At 63.9% G+C, this 17,327-nt stretch carries 13 protein-coding genes; 5 read left to right on the forward strand and 8 right to left on the reverse strand.

Translation table 11 applies throughout. From position 1 onward, the window contains the following. Window positions 1–111: 111 nt before the first annotated feature. Window positions 112–318, reverse strand: a complete 207-nt coding sequence (gene cspD, locus QCE62_RS03070; RefSeq protein WP_008351201.1) for a cold shock domain-containing protein CspD — start codon at window positions 316–318, stop codon at window positions 112–114. A 526-nt stretch (window positions 319–844) separates the two neighbouring features. Here cspD and clpS point away from each other — a divergent pair. Both clpS and clpA read left to right on the forward strand, forming a co-directional pair. Further along, the gene (gene clpS / locus QCE62_RS03075) at window positions 845–1,159 is read left to right on the forward strand and encodes an ATP-dependent Clp protease adapter ClpS (protein ID WP_016344488.1); all 315 of its coding nucleotides are present in this window, start codon (window positions 845–847) and stop codon (window positions 1,157–1,159) included. Beyond that, complete coding sequence (clpA, locus tag QCE62_RS03080; protein ID WP_309807442.1) at window positions 1,156–3,459, forward strand: ATP-dependent Clp protease ATP-binding subunit ClpA; 2,304 nt, start codon at window positions 1,156–1,158, stop codon at window positions 3,457–3,459. The genes clpS and clpA overlap by 4 nt, the downstream gene beginning before the upstream one ends. Window positions 3,460–3,548: 89 nt before the next feature. Here clpA and QCE62_RS03085 read toward each other — a convergent pair whose 3' ends face one another. The 7 genes from QCE62_RS03085 to QCE62_RS03115 all read right to left on the reverse strand — a co-directional run bounded on the left by QCE62_RS03085 (window position 3,549) and on the right by QCE62_RS03115 (window position 13,566). Beyond that, window positions 3,549–6,062 (reverse strand): hypothetical protein, encoded by a 2,514-nt coding sequence (locus tag QCE62_RS03085; protein WP_309914183.1) that lies wholly within the window; start codon window positions 6,060–6,062, stop codon window positions 3,549–3,551. 320 nt (window positions 6,063–6,382) lie between these two features. Further along, window positions 6,383–6,829, reverse strand: a complete 447-nt coding sequence (gene dut, locus QCE62_RS03090; RefSeq protein ID WP_309899504.1) for a dUTP diphosphatase — start codon at window positions 6,827–6,829, stop codon at window positions 6,383–6,385. A gap of 11 nt (window positions 6,830–6,840) precedes the next feature. Further along, window positions 6,841–7,842: an LLM class flavin-dependent oxidoreductase gene (locus tag QCE62_RS03095; RefSeq protein WP_309914186.1), complete on the reverse strand. Its 1,002-nt coding sequence runs from the start codon at window positions 7,840–7,842 to the stop codon at window positions 6,841–6,843. Window positions 7,843–7,846: 4 nt separating this feature from the next. Then, window positions 7,847–9,058, reverse strand: a complete 1,212-nt coding sequence (coaBC, locus tag QCE62_RS03100) for a bifunctional phosphopantothenoylcysteine decarboxylase/phosphopantothenate--cysteine ligase CoaBC (protein WP_309914188.1) — start codon at window positions 9,056–9,058, stop codon at window positions 7,847–7,849. Between the two features lie 70 nt (window positions 9,059–9,128). Continuing rightward, entirely contained in the window at window positions 9,129–9,635 is a 507-nt protein-coding gene (lspA, locus tag QCE62_RS03105; protein WP_309807447.1) for a signal peptidase II, read from the reverse strand. Beyond that, window positions 9,635–12,466, reverse strand: coding sequence for an isoleucine--tRNA ligase (gene ileS / locus QCE62_RS03110; protein ID WP_309914191.1), 2,832 nt, complete (start codon window positions 12,464–12,466; stop codon window positions 9,635–9,637). The genes lspA and ileS overlap by 1 nt, the downstream gene beginning before the upstream one ends. A 104-nt stretch (window positions 12,467–12,570) precedes the next feature. Continuing rightward, window positions 12,571–13,566 carry a bifunctional riboflavin kinase/FAD synthetase gene (locus QCE62_RS03115; RefSeq protein ID WP_309807450.1) on the reverse strand — a complete coding sequence of 332 codons (996 nt, stop codon included), beginning with the start codon at window positions 13,564–13,566 and terminating at the stop codon, window positions 12,571–12,573. Window positions 13,567–13,749: 183 nt separating this feature from the next. On the opposite strand from QCE62_RS03115, the gene purN reads away from it, so the two are divergent. From purN to QCE62_RS03130, 3 genes are read left to right on the forward strand one after another with little or no spacing between them, the layout of a single operon-like run. Beyond that, window positions 13,750–14,400: a phosphoribosylglycinamide formyltransferase gene (gene purN / locus QCE62_RS03120; protein WP_309914195.1), complete on the forward strand. Its 651-nt coding sequence runs from the start codon at window positions 13,750–13,752 to the stop codon at window positions 14,398–14,400. Beyond that, a complete protein-coding gene (locus tag QCE62_RS03125) occupies window positions 14,397–15,698 on the forward strand; it encodes an RsmB/NOP family class I SAM-dependent RNA methyltransferase (RefSeq protein ID WP_309914198.1) in 1,302 nt (433 codons plus the stop codon). Before purN ends, QCE62_RS03125 begins: the two co-directional genes overlap by 4 nt. A 12-nt stretch (window positions 15,699–15,710) precedes the next feature. Further along, window positions 15,711–17,075 carry a mechanosensitive ion channel domain-containing protein gene (locus tag QCE62_RS03130; protein WP_309914200.1) on the forward strand — a complete coding sequence of 455 codons (1,365 nt, stop codon included), beginning with the start codon at window positions 15,711–15,713 and terminating at the stop codon, window positions 17,073–17,075. Window positions 17,076–17,327 lie beyond the last annotated feature (252 nt).

Raw genomic sequence — 17,327 nt, forward strand, 5'->3', positions numbered from 1 at the left:
GGTTTTAATTTGGCGAATGCGCTCAATATGTGAGTCATCCAACGGTTCGGACCGGACATAAAAAAACCCGGCGCGAAGGCCGGGTTCACGAGGCAGGTTCTGATCGAACGGTCAGGCAGCGTCCTGGATGTTCGAAGCTTGTTTGCCTTTCGGTCCCTGGACAATCTCAAAGCTGACCTTCTGGCCTTCCTTGAGCGTCTTGAACCCATTCATTTGAATCGCCGAGAAATGTGCGAACAGATCCTCGCCGCCTTCATCGGGCGTGATGAATCCATAGCCTTTCGCGTCGTTGAACCATTTGACCGTACCTGTAGACATTCGTACTTCCCCTCTAACTCTCGTCGCATCCCAAGAGCCCTTGGAAAAGATTGGAACCCACCCCTCATTGCGAGTGCCCTCTTTTCTTCACTGGCTCACCTCGGGCATTTCTTATCCGTGGAGTGGCCCCCGGAAAAAAGTGCCAGTTTGATTGTTGAATCTCTTAAATCGGGTGTCAAGGAATTTTTGGGATGGCCGATAAGCTCGTTGCAAAGAGCACATTTGTAGGGGTAATTCCTGCTTTGCGTGTGCGGCGCCGTCCAAGCAGGGCACCTTGAAAAGACGCATAATCGACTCACTTGTGTGATACGGCCAGCACTCGCAGCGGGCGGCACAGCCGGTTTTTTTGAAGCTGTGCGATACTGGGTTCGACGAGGTGCAAGCGGGCCGCGCCGGACCACAGGGGCCGCGGCAGGATTCGATGGACCTTCGCTGCGCGAGCACGTTTCCAGTCATTTATTCCGGGTCTTCAGGCCGGTGCTGGAGCGGCGATTGCGAGGATGTCCGTGTTGTTTAGAATGGGTGTATGGCGACCAATCCCAACAAGCAGGACGGCACGGTACTGGAGCGGCAGGAGCAGAAGCTCAAGAAGCCGGCCATGTACAAAGTGGTGCTGCTGAATGACGACTTCACGCCGATGGAATTCGTCGTGATGGTCGTGCAGGAATACTTCAATAAGGATCGCGAGACTGCGACGCAGATCATGCTGAAGGTTCATCGCGAAGGCAGGGGAGTTTGTGGGGTCTACACGCGAGATATTGCGTCGACCAAAGTTGAGCAAGTCGTTAGCCATGCACGGCAGGCGGGGCATCCGCTGCAGTGCGTGATGGAGGAAGCATGATTGCCCAGGAACTGGAAGTCAGTCTGCACATGGCGTTTATGGAAGCACGTCAGGCGCGGCATGAGTTCATAACGGTCGAGCATCTGTTGCTTGCCCTGTTGGACAATCCGACCGCGGCTGAGGTGTTGCGCGCCTGCGCAGCCAACATTGAAGATTTGCGGCAGAACCTGCGCAATTTCATTCATGACAACACGCCGACCGTGCCGGGCACGGACGACGTCGATACTCAGCCGACGCTTGGTTTCCAGCGCGTGATCCAGCGCGCGATCATGCATGTGCAATCGACCTCGAACGGCAAGAAGGAAGTGACCGGCGCGAACGTGCTGGTGGCGATCTTCGGCGAGAAGGATTCGCATGCGGTGTACTACCTGCAGCAGCAGGGCGTGACGCGGCTCGACGTGGTGAACTTCATTTCCCACGGCATCGCCAAGACGAACGGCGGCGAGTCCGCCAAGGCGAGCAGCGAGGCCAATCCTGAATCGGAAGACGCTGCCGCGCAGAAGGAAACGCCGCTCGCGCAATTCACGCAGAACCTCAATCAGCTCGCCAAGGACGGCAAGATCGATCCGCTGATCGGCCGCGAGCTCGAAGTCGAGCGCGTGGTGCAGGTGCTGTGCCGCCGGCGCAAGAACAATCCGCTGCTGGTCGGCGAAGCCGGCGTCGGCAAGACGGCCATCGCGGAAGGTCTCGCTTGGCGCATCACGCGCGGCGAAGTGCCGGACATCCTGGCGGATGCGCAGGTCTATTCGCTGGACATGGGCGCGTTGCTCGCGGGCACCAAGTATCGCGGTGATTTCGAACAGCGCCTGAAGACGGTGCTCAAGGAATTGAAGGAGCGTCCGCACGCCATCCTGTTCATCGACGAGATTCACACGCTGATCGGCGCAGGCGCGGCTTCGGGCGGCACGCTCGACGCATCGAACCTGCTGAAGCCGGCGTTGTCGTCGGGTCAATTGAAGTGCATCGGCGCGACTACGTTCACCGAATACCGCGGCATCTTCGAGAAGGACGCGGCGCTTTCCCGCCGGTTCCAGAAGGTCGATGTCACGGAGCCGTCGGTCGAGCAGACCGTCGCCATCCTGCGCGGTCTCAAGACGCGTTTCGAAGAACATCATGGCGTGAAGTATTCGTCGGGTGCGCTCTCGGCGGCGGCGGAACTGTCGGCGCGTTTCATCACGGACCGTCATCTGCCTGACAAGGCGATCGACGTCATCGACGAAGCGGGCGCGGCGCAACGCATCCTGCCGAAGTCGAAGCAGAAGAAGACCATCGGCAAGAGCGAGATCGAAGAGATCATCTCGAAGATCGCGCGCGTCCCGCCGCAAAGCGTGTCGCAGGATGATCGCAGCAAGCTCCAGACGCTCGATCGCGACCTGAAGGCCGTCGTGTTCGGCCAGGATCCGGCCATCGATGCGCTGTCGGCCTCCATCAAGATGGCGCGCGCGGGTCTCGGCAAGACGGACAAGCCGATTGGCGCGTTCCTGTTCTCCGGCCCCACGGGTGTCGGCAAGACCGAAGTGGCGAAGCAGCTGGCGTTCACGCTGGGCATCGAGCTGCTGCGCTTCGACATGTCGGAATATATGGAGCGTCATGCGGTCAGCCGGTTGATCGGCGCGCCGCCGGGCTATGTCGGTTTCGACCAGGGCGGCCTGCTGACCGAAGCCGTCACGAAGAAGCCGCACTGCGTGTTGCTGCTGGATGAAATCGAGAAGGCGCATCCGGACATCTACAACGTGCTGCTGCAGGTGATGGATCACGGCACGCTGACGGACAACAACGGCCGCAAGGCGGATTTCCGCAACGTCATCATCATCATGACGACGAACGCGGGCGCCGAGGCCATGGGCAAGTCGGTGATCGGCTTCACTTCGCGCCGCGAGTCGGGCGACGAGATGAACGACATCAAGCGCATGTTCACGCCGGAGTTCCGCAACCGTCTGGATTCGATCATCAGCTTCCGTTCGCTCGATGAAGAAATCATCCTGCGTGTGGTCGACAAGTTCCTGATGCAGCTGGAAGATCAGTTGCATGAGAAGAAGGTCGACGCCGTCTTCACCGACGCGCTGCGCAAGCATCTGGCCAAGCATGGCTTCGACCCGCTGATGGGTGCGCGGCCGATGCAGCGTCTGATCCAGGACACGATCCGTCGTGCGCTGGCCGACGAGCTGCTGTTCGGCAAGCTGATGAACGGCGGCCGCGTCACGGTGGATGTCGACGCCGAGGACAAGGTGCAGATCACCTTCGACGAGAATTCGGCGCCGCCGCGCAATCCGAATCCGGAGACGATCGAAGTCGAATAAGCCTGAAGGTTCTGGGCGATGAGAAAACGGCGCGAGTGACCCTCGCGCCGTTTTTGTTTGCTGCGTCAGCTAGTCAATCGATCAGTCGATCAGTCGCGCGGCGTATCGAAGGCCAGCGGAGCCTCCATGTAGGCGCTCAGCTTGTCGCGCGTCCACGACTCCGGATTACCGATCGACGACACGATGCCGGTCGTCGAACCACCGCCCAGCAGCACCGCGAAGATGCCGCGCAGCGGGAAGTCGCCGTACAAGGGCGTGGAGAGGTCGAACGGCTCCGAGCGGACGAACATCGCCTCAGCGTTCGCCCCCATATCCGGGAACGACGACGAGAACGGCAACGCGAGGATCGTCGGGTTCACGTTGTGGTAGTCGCTGCCAATCGCCGCATCGCCCATGATGCAGCTGCCGCCCGTGCCCCAGTGCTGGCTGTCGAAGTCCGCATTGACCTGATCGTTCGTGTTCGGCGTGCGGCTCGCCGGAATCTGCCACGGCATGACCGGCACGCGCAACGCGCGGCTCACGTTCTCGCAGAAGTCGAAGTAACGCTGCCATTCACGCGGACCGTAGCAGTAGCCGTTCACGTAGGCGCGCTGGGTGAAGTCGTCGGCTTCATAGCGATCGATCGCCAGGAAGTCCGGCGCATACGGGCCGTCGCAGGCACCGAGGCTCTTTACGTAATCAGCGGTCTGCTGCGCCATCGAGGCCGTATCGACGTCCTTGTAGATCCACTCCGAATAGCCGACGCCCCACAGATTGATCTGCCAGCCGAAGGTCACCTTGGGTGCCACCTTGCGCGTCAGCCAGTTCACCGCCAGCACGTAACCCGCGATCGTATTGGTGATGGACGAAGGCACCGCAGCCTGAATGTTCCAGTGCGCGAGCGCAGTCTTCAGCGGTTCGATCACCGGCATCGCGTAGCTCGCGCCGAAGCCGGCCTGCTGGCAGGCGCCGAGGAAGTCGGGATTGACGATGAAGCCCGCCGGCACGTCGTGCTGCGCGTCCGCATTGCTCATCGCGATATTCAACGCGAGGATGTAGTTCGCGAAGCTGTGCGCGTGGGCGTCGGCGTTCGCGAGAATGCCGGGCGTGTTGCCGAGCGACAGATTGCACGTGTACGAGATCGCGACCGGCAGCACGTTTTGCGTATTGCCCAGCGCGCTTTCCGTGTCGCGTGCGAGCTTGATCAACGCGCGGGTTTGCGGATCGTCCGACAGATAGACGTTCGAGTCGCCCGCGCCGTCGGTGCCGGCATAGACGAAGATCGACGTGGCGCGCGCCGCGGCGAGATCGGCCTTGTTACCGGGCGTCAGGTCCACGCAGCCGCCGAAGCTCAGGTACGACGGGAAGCCGCGCACGTTGAGGTTCGCGGACGCCTCGATCGACACGTCGAGCACGCTCGAGCCGTTAGCGGCAACGGCCAGCGAGGCGGGCGCATCGACGACGCGAACGATCCCGCCCGACACGAACGCCGGCGCGATGACCGTGTACGTGCCAGGCTTGACCGGCGCCGTGAAGGAGGTCGTCTGGGTCGTGGCCGTGATCGTCTGCGAGTAGTTCATGTCGGCGCCTTGCAGACGCAGCACGATGCTCTGTGACAGCGGCTTATCGGCGGTGACGTGAATGGGCAGATGGACGAAGCCGGTGGTATCAACCTTCTTCGTCTTCACCTGCGACTGGCCGACCGTCACTGTCTGCAACGCGTTGTCGAGCTTCACGTCGTGGATGTCGAACGTGTATTGCGCGTTGTTCACGTTGATGGCGTCGATCGCGATACGCACGTTGTCCGAAACCGGCAGCGAGCGCAGCGATGTCGTGGTGCCAGTCGTGGTGTCGAACGCAGCCAGCGTCGCGCCGCTTTTCTTGTCGGTCACCGTGACCGAGAGGGTTTCGTCGTCGAGACCCCGAAGTTCGTCGATCACGATATCGAGCGCCGCCGTGCGCTCCACTGCGCCGAAGGTCACGTCCATGGCAACCGTCGCGCCGGCCGCGAGCGTGAGCTGCATCGGCGTGACGATCAGCGGCGCCGCGACGGTCTCGTCGGCCGTATGCACGTCGCCGGACTGCACGGTGTAGTCGCCTTGTTCGAGCGTCACCGAGGTCGCTTCACCATAGACGAGTGTGACCGGCGTGGCCTGCGAGCCGCGCAACAGCGTGATGACCGGCGACACGTCTTTCAGCGCGGCATCGGGTGCGGCGTCGCAGTCGATCTTGACCGTCGCGTTGACCGCCGGAGCCTGGTCCGCTGCGATGACGAACGAGTTCAGATACGTGTCGGGAGCGGCGGTCAGGTCGCCGTTGATCGAAATGGTGATCTGATCCTTGTGATCGATCAGGTGCGGCGCATTGAAGTCCATCTCCAGCGCAATGGAGTACAGGTTGTCGCCGATCGAAGTCGATTGCACCTGATTCGACGTCGACACCCACGAAGTGAAGCTCGGCCAGACGTCGGTGGCGCTCACGGCCACCGGCGACGAAAAGTTCAGCGCGAGATACTTGTTGACCTGAACCTGGCTGCCGTCTTCATAACGGAGGTTCGAGACGATGATCTGGCCATACCACTGGCCCGCTCCCGGGGCGACGACGGCGTCATATTGGATGTTCATAGAGTGGTTTCCTGAAAAATAAAAAAACGAATTGATCGACGGCGCGAAGCAAACCGGCCGATGCGATCACGCTTGTCTGGATAACTGAATAAATTCTGTTTCGGCCAACGAAACAGATTGAAGGGAAGGGCGTGGCTCCTGACGGAGCGACGGCGTCGTGACGGTTCAACCCGGAAGAGGGTTTGAATGAGCCGTCACTTGCCGATCAGAATAGGAAGCCGGGAGCAAAAGCGGCAGAGAGGACGCGCTACTTTTGTATAGAAGATGGTAGGGGACCGCGATGTCAGGCGGCGGCCGCCGCCTGCTTGTTGATGCTTGCTTCAGTGCTTGCCGGTACTGCCGAAGCCGCCGGCGCCGCGCGCGCTGGCATCGAAGTCATCGACGATATTGAATTGCGCCTGCACCACCGGCACGATCACCATCTGCGCCAGACGCTCCATCGGGTTGAGCGTGAAGGCCGTGTCACCGCGATTCCACGTGGAAACCATCAGCTGGCCCTGGTAGTCCGAGTCGATCAGGCCCACCAGATTGCCCAGCACGATGCCATGCTTGTGGCCGAGTCCCGAGCGCGGCAGGATCATCGCGGCATAACCGGGATCGGCAAGATGGATCGCGAGACCGGTCGGCACGAGCACCGTCTGATGCGGTTCGATCACGAGCGCTTCGTCGAGACACGCGCGCAGGTCGAGGCCGGCGCTGCCGGGCGTGGCGTAGGCAGGCAGGAAATCGCGCATGCGCGCGTCGAGAATCTTGACGTCGAGTTTCATGGAATCGGGTGTCAGCGGCCGAGCTCGAAGGCGTCGGCCAGGAGTTGATAGGACCGCGTGCGCGCGGCGTAGCTGCCGGCGACCGTCAGGATGATCAGCTCGTCGGCGGCATACTGTTCCTGCAACGCGTGCAGTTGTTCCGTGACGCGCTCCGGCGTACCGATGATGCTGCGCGCCTTCTCATGCGCGATCACGGCGAGTTCGCGCTCGCCATAGCGTTGCGCGATGCCCTGCTCGATCGATGGAATCGGCTGGTTCAGGCCATAGGCCATCTGCACGCGGCGCAGGTCGACGGCCTTTTCGAGCGCCTCGGCTTCCTGCTCGGTATCGGCGCAGATCGCGAATACCGCCGCCGCGAGATAGGGTTGCGCTTCGTGTGCGGCCACGAAGCGCTCGCGATACGCCTGCGCCACGTGTTCGCCGATGCGCGGATTGATGAAGCTCGCGAAGGCGAAACGGATGCCCAATTGCGCGGCAAGCAGCCCGCCGAAATCGCTGGAGCCGAGCATCCACAGTTCCGGACGCGTGTCGATGCGTGGCTGCAGCAGCACGCCGTGCGCGAGGGCATCGTCCGGCACGGTGCCGTCGAACAGCGCGATGAGTTCCGCGACCTGCTGCGGGAAGACATCGCCACGGTTATAGGCGCCCGCCGCGACCGCCTGCGCCGTGCGCATGTCGCCGCCCGGCGCGCGCCCGACACCGAGATCCACGCGTCCCGGGAACAAGGCTTCGAGCATCTGGAACTGCTCGGCGACCTTGAACGACGAGTAATAAGGCAACATGACCCCGCCCGAACCAATGCGGATGCGCTTCGTCAGACTGCCGATGCGCGCCAGCATCACTTCCGGACACGGATTCGATACGCCATGCAGCCCGTGATGCTCCGCGCACCAGAAGCGGGTGAAGCCGAGGTCGTCGGCGAGTTGCGCGAGATCGAGCGTGGCGGCGATGGCGTCGGCCGCCGTGTGGCCGTGGATGACCGGCGTCTGGTCGAGGATGGAGAGCTTCGTCATCGCGTCAGGAGAGCAGCGCGCCGCCGGTCTTCGGCGCGCGTCGGGCAATCTCCGCAATCAGCGTGCGGGCGAGTTGCTGTTTGTCGGCGCGCGGCAGCGGCGTCGTGCCGCTTTCCTCGAAGAGCACGACTTCATTGTCATGCTGGCCAAACGCCAGCTGCGCAATATTGCCGATGAGCAGTGGAATGCCCTTGCGCTTGCGCTTCTCGGCGCCGTTGACGTCCAGGTCGCCGCTTTCGGCCGCGAAGCCGACGCAATACGGCGGATTCGGCAGCCGCGCGACCGTGGCGAGAATGTCCGGATTCTCGACGAACGTGAAGCTCGGCTGCGGCGCGCCCGGCACCTTCTTGATCTTGTGTTCGCTGACCTGCTCCGCGCGCCAGTCCGCGACCGCCGCCACCGCGATGAAGATGTCGGCGTCAGGCGTGGCCTGCATGACGGCGTCGTGCATCTGCTGCGCCGTCTGCACGTCTTCGCGGAACACGCCCCACGGCGTCTCCAGCGCGACGGGACCCGCCACCAGATGCACGTCCGCGCCCGCCTGCGCCGCTGCGCGCGCCAGCGCGAAGCCCATCTTGCCGGAGGAACGGTTGGTCAGGCCGCGCACCGGATCGAGCGGCTCGAAGGTCGGGCCCGCGGTGATCAGCACGCGCTGGCCGCGCAGGATCTTCGGCTGGAAGAACGCGCAGATGGCTTCGAAGGCCGCTTCCGGCTCGATCATGCGGCCGTCGCCGACTTCGCCGCACGCCTGCGAGCCCGAGTCCGGCCCGAGCACTGCAACGCCGTCCGCACGCAGTTGCGCGACGTTGCGTTGCGTCGCGGGGTTTTGCCACATCTGGCGGTTCATCGCGGGCACGACGAGCAGCGGACAGTCGCGCGCGATGCACAGCGTGGACAGGAGGTCGTCGCACCGGCCGTGCGCGAGCTTGGCCATGAAGTCGGTGGAAGCAGGTGCGATGACGATGGCATCGGCTTCGCGCGAGAGATCGATATGCGGCATGTTGTTCGGCATGCGCGCGTCCCATTGCGACGTGTACACGGGACGGCTCGACAATGCCTGCATCGTGACGGGCGTGATGAACTGCGTCGCCGCTTCGGTCATCACGATCTGCACGGTCGCGCCGGCCTTGATCAACAGGCGCGTGAGCTCGGCGATCTTGTAGCAGGCAATGCCGCCGGTCAGGCCCAGTACGAGATGTTTGCCTGCGAGTTCCAATTTGCCTCCGTCGCAATGAACGCGCGGCTCCTTGAAAGGAGCCGCGCTGCACACTTCACTTCACTTTACGTCACTTCGAACCGCGTACGCGCCGCAGTTCGTCGAAGATCAGCAGCACCGCGCCGACGGTGATGGCGCTGTCGGCGAGATTGAACGCGGGCCAGTGCCACGTGTTCACATGGAAGTCCAGGAAGTCGATGACATGGCCATAGGCGAGGCGGTCGATCACATTGCCGATCGCGCCGCCCATGATGAGCGACAGCGCCGTGCAGAACAGCCGCTGGCCCGAATGGCGCTTGAGCAGATAGCAGATCACGATGGCCGCGACCACGCCCAGCGCCGTGAAGGCCCAGCGCTGCCAGCCGCCGGCCATGGCGAGGAAGCTGAAGGCCGCGCCGCGGTTATAGACCAGCAGCAGGTTGAAGAACGGGGTGAGCGCGTGCGGGTCGCCATAGGCGAACACCTTTTGCACCGCGATCTTCGTCAGCTGGTCGAACAGGATCACGATCAGCGCGACGCCGAGCCACGGCGCCAGCGATCCACTGCTTGTGCTTTGTTTTGCCATCGTCCTTGCCATTATGCTGCGCCTCGCGATTCGCCGGCGCCGAACAGATTCGAGAAGCAGCGGCCGCACAGACCCGGATGATCCGCGTGAGCGCCGACGTCCGCGCAATAGTGCCAGCAGCGCTCGCATTTCAGATACTTCGATGCCGTGACATCGACACCTTCCTCTGCCTCGCCCGCCACCTTCTCCACCTGCGCCGACGACGTGATCAGCACGAAGCGCAACGCGTCGCCGAGGCTGGCCAGTGCGTCGTAGCGGGCGCCGCTCGCGCGCACCACGACTTCCGCCTGCAGCGACGAACCGATCAGGTTCGCCGTGCGCGCTTCTTCGAGCGCCTTGGTGACGTCGCCGCGCGCGCTGCGGATCAGGGTCCACTTGTCGAGCAGCTCGCCGCCGTCGGCGATGTCCGGATAGGTCGCATAGACCTCGGTGAAGATGGTGTCCTGACCCGGCTTGAGCACCTTGTACGCTTCCTCGGCCGTGAACGACAGATACGGTGCGACCAGGCGCAGCAGGCCGTGCGCGATATGGAAGAGCGCGGTCTGCGCGCTGCGGCGCTCGCGCGAATCGGGCTTGGTGGTGTAGAGACGGTCTTTCAGCACGTCGAGATAAAAGCCGCCGAGATCTTCCGAGCAGAAGGTCGCGATCTTGGCCACTACCGGATGGAACTCGTACTTCTCGTAGTGCGAGAGGGCGTCGTCCTGCAGGTTGCGGGTGAGCGCGACCGCATAGCGATCGATCTCCAGCCAGTCTTCCACCGGCAGCGGGTCCCTGGCGACATCGAAGTCCGACAGGTTCGCGAGCAGGAAGCGCAACGTATTGCGAATGCGCCGATAGGTTTCCGTCACGCGCTTGAGAATCTCCTCGGAGATCGCGAGTTCGCCGGAATAATCGGTCGACGCGATCCACAGGCGGATGATTTCCGCGCCGAGGCGGTTCGCCACTTCATGCGGATCGATGCCGTTGCCGAGCGACTTCGACATCTTGCGGCCTTCCCCGTCGACGGTGAAGCCGTGCGTCAGCAGCGCGTCGTAGGGCGGGCGGCCGTCGAGCATCGAGGCGGTCAGCAGCGACGAATGGAACCAGCCGCGATGCTGGTCCGAGCCTTCGAGGTACAGGTCCGCCGGGAACTGCAGCGAGTCCTTGTGCGAGCCGCGCAGCACGTGCCAGTGCGTGGTGCCGGAGTCGAACCAGACGTCGAGCGTGTCGCGATTCTTCTCGTACAGGTTTGCGTCGTCGCCGATCAGTTCGCGCGGATCCAGCGACTGCCACGTCTCGATGCCGCCTTGCTCGACGCGCTGCGCCACTTCTTCCAGCAATTCCAGCGTGCGCGGATGCAGTTCGCCGGTTTCCTTGTGGACGAAGAAGGCCATCGGCACGCCCCATTGACGCTGGCGCGAGAGCGTCCAGTCCGGCCGGTTGGCGATCATGCTGTAGAGGCGCTGCTTGCCCCACGACGGATAGAACGCCGTGTTCTCGACGCCTTCCAGCGCGATCTCGCGCAGCGTGCGGCCGCCGTCCTTCGGCGTGACGTCCATGCCCGCGAACCACTGCGACGTGGCGCGGTAGATGATGGGCGTCTTGTGGCGCCAGCAATGCATGTAGCTGTGCGTGTACTTCTCGGTCTTGAGCAGCGAGCCCGCGGCCTCCAGTGCCTCGACGATCTGCGGATTGGCCTTCCAGATGGAGAGCCCGCCGAACAGCGGCAGCGATTCGATATAGCGGCCGTCGCCCATCACCGGGTTGACGATGTCCGAGTCCGACATGCCGTGCGCCTTGCATGACACGAAGTCTTCCACGCCGTACGCCGGCGACGAATGCACGACGCCCGTGCCGCTTTCAGTGGTCACGTAGTCGCCGAGATAGACCGGCGCGGTGCGCTTGTAGCCCGGGTGCGCCGCCGCCAGCGGATGATGGAAGCGCAGGTTGGCGAGCTGCTCGCCGGTCGTCGTGGCGATCACTTCGCCGCTCAGCCCGTAATTCTTCAGGCATTCCTCGACGCGCTCCTGCGCAAGGATCAACAGGCCGCGCGGGGTATCGACGAGCGCATAGACGATCTCCGGATGCACGTTGAGCGCCTGGTTGGCGGGAATGGTCCAGGGCGTCGTCGTCCAGATGACGATGCCGCCCTCGGCCTTCGGCAGCGCGTTCAGGCCGAACGCCTGCGCGGTCTTCTCCGGCTCGGCGAAGGCGAACATCACGTCGATGGTCGGATCGGTCTTGTCCTTGTACTCGACTTCCGCTTCGGCCAGCGCCGAACCGCAGTCGAAGCACCAGTTCACCGGCTTGAGGCCGCGGAACACGAAGCCTTTCTCCATGATCTTGCCGAGCGCGCGGATCTCGCCGGCCTCGTTGGTGAAGTTCATGGTCTTGTACGGATTGTCCCAGTCGCCCAGCACGCCGAGACGCCGGAAGCCGACTTTCTGCTTCTCGATCTGCTCGCCGGCGTAGGCACGCGCCTTCTGCATCACCTCGATGGCCGGCAGCGTCTTGCCGAACTGCTTTTCGATCTGGATCTCGATCGGCATGCCGTGGCAGTCCCAGCCCGGCACATAGACGGCGTCGAAGCCCGCGAGATTGCGCGCCTTGACGATCATGTCCTTCAGGATCTTGTTCACCGCGTGGCCGAGGTGGATGTCGCCGTTCGCATACGGCGGGCCGTCGTGCAGGATGAACTTCTTGCGGCCCTGGCTGGCCGCCCGGATCTTCTCGTAGATCTGCTTGTCCTGCCATTCCTTGACCCATGCGGGCTCGCGCCTGGGCAGGTCGCCGCGCATCGGGAAGGGCGTGTCGAGCAGGTTGACGGGGTACTTCGCGGAGGCTTTCTCTTTCTTGTCGCTCATGGGTGACTCGGTGAATTCGGTGAGGCGGCGCTTGTCTCGCGCGCGATGAATCGGGAGGCGGGGCAGCGGGCGACGCCGGCGTGGTCAACGCGGGCGCCGCACGCTCACCTAATTCGGTCAGTCGCCGAAATGGCGAATCCCGTGGCGCGGCTGCCCGCGTTGCTGGCGGGCGGAAGGCCGAAATACGCGCGGGCGTTGTCGACGTCGCGCGAGATTGCAGCCGAGAGCGTTTCGAGGTCCACGTACTTTTCCTCGTCACGCAGCTTTTTCAGGAATTCGACCCGCACCAGCTTGCCGTAGGCGTCGCCGTGCCAGTCGAGCACGAAGACTTCGAGCAGCACGCGGCCGGAGTCGTCGACGGTCGGGCGCAGGCCCAGGCTTGCAACGGCGGGCAGCGGTTCGTCGGCGAGGCCGTGCACGCGCACCACGAAAATGCCCGCGAGCGCCGGGCGCTTGTGCGCGATCGGCAGGTTCAGCGTGGGGAAGCCGAGATCGCGGCCGAGCTTCGCGCCGTGCACGACGTGCCCGCTGATGACATACGGACGTCCGAGCGCGACTTGCGCCGCGTCGAGATCGCCGGCGACCAGCGAGGCCCGCACCGACGACGACGAAATGCGCGCGCCGTTCGGATGCGCGACGGTTGCCATGCGTTCGACCTCGAAGCCGTATTTCTCGCCGGCGGCCTTGAGCGAGGCGAAGTCGCCCGCGCGTTTCGCGCCGTAGCAGAAGTCGTCGCCGACCATGACCCAGCGGGCGTGCAGGCCGTCGACGATCACGTTCTTCACGAAGGTGTCCGGTGACTGGCTCGCGAAGGTCTTGTTGAAGTGCTCGACCACGACGCGGTCGACGCCGTTGGTGCGCAGCGCCTCCAGCTTGTCGCGCAGCATGGCGATGCGCGGCGGCGCGCCGGCCGGATTGAAGAACTCGCGCGGATGCGGCTCGAAGGTCATCACGCAGACGGGCAGGTTGCGCGCGTCGGCGGCAGCCCGGACGTGCGCGAGCAGCGCCTGGTGGCCGCGATGGACACCGTCGAAATTGCCGATGGTCAGTGCGCAGGGCGCCCGGCTTTCGGCATTGGGAAGGCCGCGAAAGACTCTCACGATAGGCGTTGGTCGGTGAGGCTGAGCGATGAGGGGCAGATGCTGCAAAGCGTTAGATTATAAACGCTCGCGCCGGCGCACGGGCGCGCGGGGCGGTGGAGCGTCCTGTGCGAGGCGCGCGCGGCCGCCCGCGCCGGCCTCTTTGGCACGATTTTCTCCCCGGCCGGATGATAAAATCGGCGGATGAAGAAAATCGTCATTCTGATCTCCGGACGGGGCAGCAACATGGAGGCCGTCGTGCGCGCCTGCGCGCGCGAGGGCTGGCCGGCCCGGGTCCAGGCGGTCATTGCAAACCGGCCTGATGCCGCCGGCCTGGGTTTCGCCCAGGCGAACGGCATTGAAACCATCGTGGTAGATCATCGTCAGTTCGAAAGCCGGGCGTCGTTCGACACGGCGCTCGCCCGGGAAATCGACCGCTTCGCGCCGGATCTCGTCGTGCTTGCGGGCTTCATGCGCGTGCTGACCGACGCTTTCGTCGAACGCTATGCCGGGCGCATGCTCAATGTGCATCCGTCGCTGCTGCCGTGCTTCGCGGGGCTGCGCACGCATCAGCAGGCGCTCGACGCCGGCGTGCGCGTGCATGGCGCAAGCGTGCATTTCGTGACGCCGACGCTGGATCACGGGCCGATCGTCGCGCAGGGCGCCGTGCCGGTGCTCGCCGGCGACGACGCCGCGGCGCTCGCCGCGCGCGTGCTGGCCGTCGAACACGTCATCTACCCGCGCGCGGTGCGCTGGTTCATCGAGGGGCGTCTTTCTATCGAGGGCGAACGCGTCGCCCTCACGCCGTCTGAGCCGCAATGGCTCTTTGCCGACATTGCCGGGGAGGGCGTATGAGGCTGCATGGATTTCTGATTGGACAAACCGAAACGCTGCTGGCGGATGTGCTGCGCTTCTCCGGCCCCGCCGATGCCGCGACCAGCCGCTTCTTCCGCGCGCATCCTAAGCTTGGACATAGCGAGCGCGGCGTGATCGCCGAAGCGGTGTTCGCCGTGCTGCGCCGGAAAATGGAGTTTTCGCATCTCGCGGAAAGCGGCAGCGGCAACCAGGCGCGTCGCCTCGCGCTGCTCGGCCTGATGCAGACGGCCGGTTTGTCGGCGCTGAAGCCGTTCGTGTCGGCGGATGAATATCAATGGCTCGCGCAAGTGTCGAAGATCGACCCTGCCAGTTTGCCGGTGCGCGTGCGCACGAATCTGCCGCAGTGGATCTTCGAGGCGCTCGGCAAGCGCTTCGAGCCCGAGGAGCTCGCGCAGCTCGCCGCCGCGCTGAACTATCCGGCGCCGCTCGATTTGCGCTCGAACCCGATCAAGGCAAGCCGTGAAGAGGTGCTGAAGGCGCTGGCCGCCGCCGGTATCGACGCGGGCGAGATGCCGTTCGCGCCGTTTGGCGTACGGGTGGGCGGCAAGCCCGCGCTGACGCGTCTTGCGCCGTTCCAGGAAGGCTGGATCGAGGTGCAGGACGAAGGCAGCCAGCTGCTCTGCTCGCTGATGGCGCCACGCCGCGGCGAGATGATCGTCGATTTTTGCGCGGGCGCGGGCGGCAAGACGCTGGCGCTCGGCGCGATGATGCGCTCGACCGGCCGGCTCTACGCGTTCGATGTCTCGGACCGGCGTCTCGCCAAGCTCAAGCCGCGGCTCGCGCGCAGCGGCTTGTCCAACGTGAATCCCGTGCTGATCGACAGCGAGCAGGACGCGAAGATCAAGCGTCTCGCGGGCAAGATCGACCGCGTGCTCGTCGACGCCCCGTGTTCCGGACTCGGCACGCTGCGCCGCAATCCGGATCTCAAGTGGCGCCAGTCGCCGGATTCGGTTGCGGAACTGACGCCCAAGCAGCTGTCGATTCTCACCAGCGCCGCGCGCCTCGTGAAGAACGGCGGCCGTCTCGTCTACGCCACCTGCTCGATGCTCGACGCGGAAAACGAAGGCGTCGTCAAGCAGTTCCTCGAGACGCATCCGAACTTCCGCGTCGTGCCCGCGCGCGACGTGCTCGCGGAGCAGCGCATCGACCTGGACACGGGCGACTATCTGTCGCTGTGGCCGCACAAGCACGGCACCGACGGCTTTTTCGCCGCCGTGCTGGAACGCGTGCCGGACGCGTCGAAGAAGCAAAAGCCGGCTGAAGAAGAGCCGGCGTAAGCCGCCGCGCGCATGGACCCCCGCTTCCTGCCCGAGCTGACCGCGCGGCTGTCGCGCGATTTCGGCGAGCCGCAGGTGATCTGGCAGGTCGCGGCGCTGGCCGGGCTGTTGGCGGTGGCGTGGTGGTGCGCGCGCATCCTGCGCAAGAAGCTCGATGCGCGCCGCCAGTCGCGCTTCGAGGCGGTGCGCTTCGGCGCCGAGAGCCTCAACAAGGCGCTGTTCCCGCTGCTCGGCGCGGTGTTCGTGTCCATCGCGCAGGTGGCGCTCGCGCCGTTCATCCACACGGCGTTCCTGCGTCTCGCGCTGGTGCCGCTGTGCGGCATCGCCGTCATCTATTCGATGTTCTATGTCGTGCGACGCGTGTTCCGGCGCGGCGAGACGGAGGACGACGCCGGCGCGCTGCTCTATCTGTTCGAGAAACTTGTTACGGTGATCGTCTGGGTCGTGATGGTGCTCACCGTGATGGGCATTCAGGACGATGTCGTCGAGTGGATGGCGAGTGTGCGCTTCAACGTCGCGAATGCGCACATGACACTGCTGTCGCTCGCGTCGGGCGTGTTGTGGGTGTGCGTGACGCTGATCGTCGCGATGTGGGCCGGCGCGCTGCTCGACGACCGCCTGATGCGCGCCCGCTCGCTCGACGCCAATCTGAAAGTGGTGCTGGCGCGGGTCGGCCGCGCGCTGATGATCCTCGCCGCCATTCTGGTGAGCCTGTCGATCGTCGGCATCGACATCACGGTGCTCGGGGTGTTCGGCGGCGCGCTGGGCGTGGGACTGGGCTTCGGCTTGCAGAAGATCGCGAGCAATTACGTGTCGGGCTTCATCATCCTGCTGGACCGCTCGCTGCGACTCGGCGACATGATCAACGTGAGCGGCAGCCAGGGCACGGTGACGCAGATCCGCACGCGCTATACGGTGGTGCGCGGGCTGGACGGCATCGAAACGCTGATTCCGAACGAGAAGCTGATCACCGATGTCGTGCAGAACCATTCGTCGTACCTTACGCGCGGCAATGCGAAAATTGCGGTGCAGGTGAGCTATCGGAGCGACGTGGAACGCGTGATGCGCCTTCTCGAGGAAGCCACGCTGGGTATCGAGCGCGTGTTGCAGGATCCGGCGCCGGCGGCGCTACTGGCGAGCTTCGGCGCGGACGGCATCAATCTGGAGCTGAATTTCTGGATTGTCGACGCCGCAAAGGGCACGGGCGGCGTAAGGTCACAGGTGAATCGCGCGGTTTGGCGTTTATTCTGTGAGCACGGCATTGAAATCCCGTACGCGCAGCGCGAGATACGGATTATCGACGGTGCGGCGCCGGCCACGGGCGATTCGGTACTTAATACCGCAGGCCGCGGTACGGGCGCTCCGCCGACGGCGTGATCCGTGGTCCGGATGTACCGCTCGGCGGCTGAATCGTCGATCTGGAGCCGGAAATAACATCAGTTCGAGGCGTGAGTTTTTTCTTGTTTTGCTAACATGCAAAAAAATTCACCTTTAGGACAAAGACTTGGAACGCTTGCAGTAGAATGCGATCGAACTTGCGAACGATCCTTTCACGTGGCCAACAGGCTGCTTAGCGTCAGATTTGAGCCTGTTTGTCCGGCCATTTTTTCCGAATTTCACAGCTACACA

Origin of the sequence: Caballeronia sp. LZ033, assembly GCF_031451265.1 — a bacterium.
In the GTDB taxonomy this organism is placed as follows: domain Bacteria; phylum Pseudomonadota; class Gammaproteobacteria; order Burkholderiales; family Burkholderiaceae; genus Caballeronia.

Coding starts and splice junctions, on each gene's coding strand:
- cspD (WP_008351201.1), bottom strand. CDS start 318: ATGTCTACAGGTACGGTCAAATGGTTCAACGACGCGAAAGGCTATGGA.
- clpS (WP_016344488.1), top strand. CDS start 845: ATGGCGACCAATCCCAACAAGCAGGACGGCACGGTACTGGAGCGGCAG.
- clpA (WP_309807442.1), top strand. CDS start 1,156: ATGATTGCCCAGGAACTGGAAGTCAGTCTGCACATGGCGTTTATGGAA.
- QCE62_RS03085 (WP_309914183.1), bottom strand. CDS start 6,062: ATGAACATCCAATATGACGCCGTCGTCGCCCCGGGAGCGGGCCAGTGG.
- dut (WP_309899504.1), bottom strand. CDS start 6,829: ATGAAACTCGACGTCAAGATTCTCGACGCGCGCATGCGCGATTTCCTG.
- QCE62_RS03095 (WP_309914186.1), bottom strand. CDS start 7,842: ATGACGAAGCTCTCCATCCTCGACCAGACGCCGGTCATCCACGGCCAC.
- lspA (WP_309807447.1), bottom strand. CDS start 9,635: ATGGCAAGGACGATGGCAAAACAAAGCACAAGCAGTGGATCGCTGGCG.
- ileS (WP_309914191.1), bottom strand. CDS start 12,466: ATGAGCGACAAGAAAGAGAAAGCCTCCGCGAAGTACCCCGTCAACCTG.
- purN (WP_309914195.1), top strand. CDS start 13,750: ATGAAGAAAATCGTCATTCTGATCTCCGGACGGGGCAGCAACATGGAG.
- QCE62_RS03125 (WP_309914198.1), top strand. CDS start 14,397: ATGAGGCTGCATGGATTTCTGATTGGACAAACCGAAACGCTGCTGGCG.
- QCE62_RS03130 (WP_309914200.1), top strand. CDS start 15,711: ATGGACCCCCGCTTCCTGCCCGAGCTGACCGCGCGGCTGTCGCGCGAT.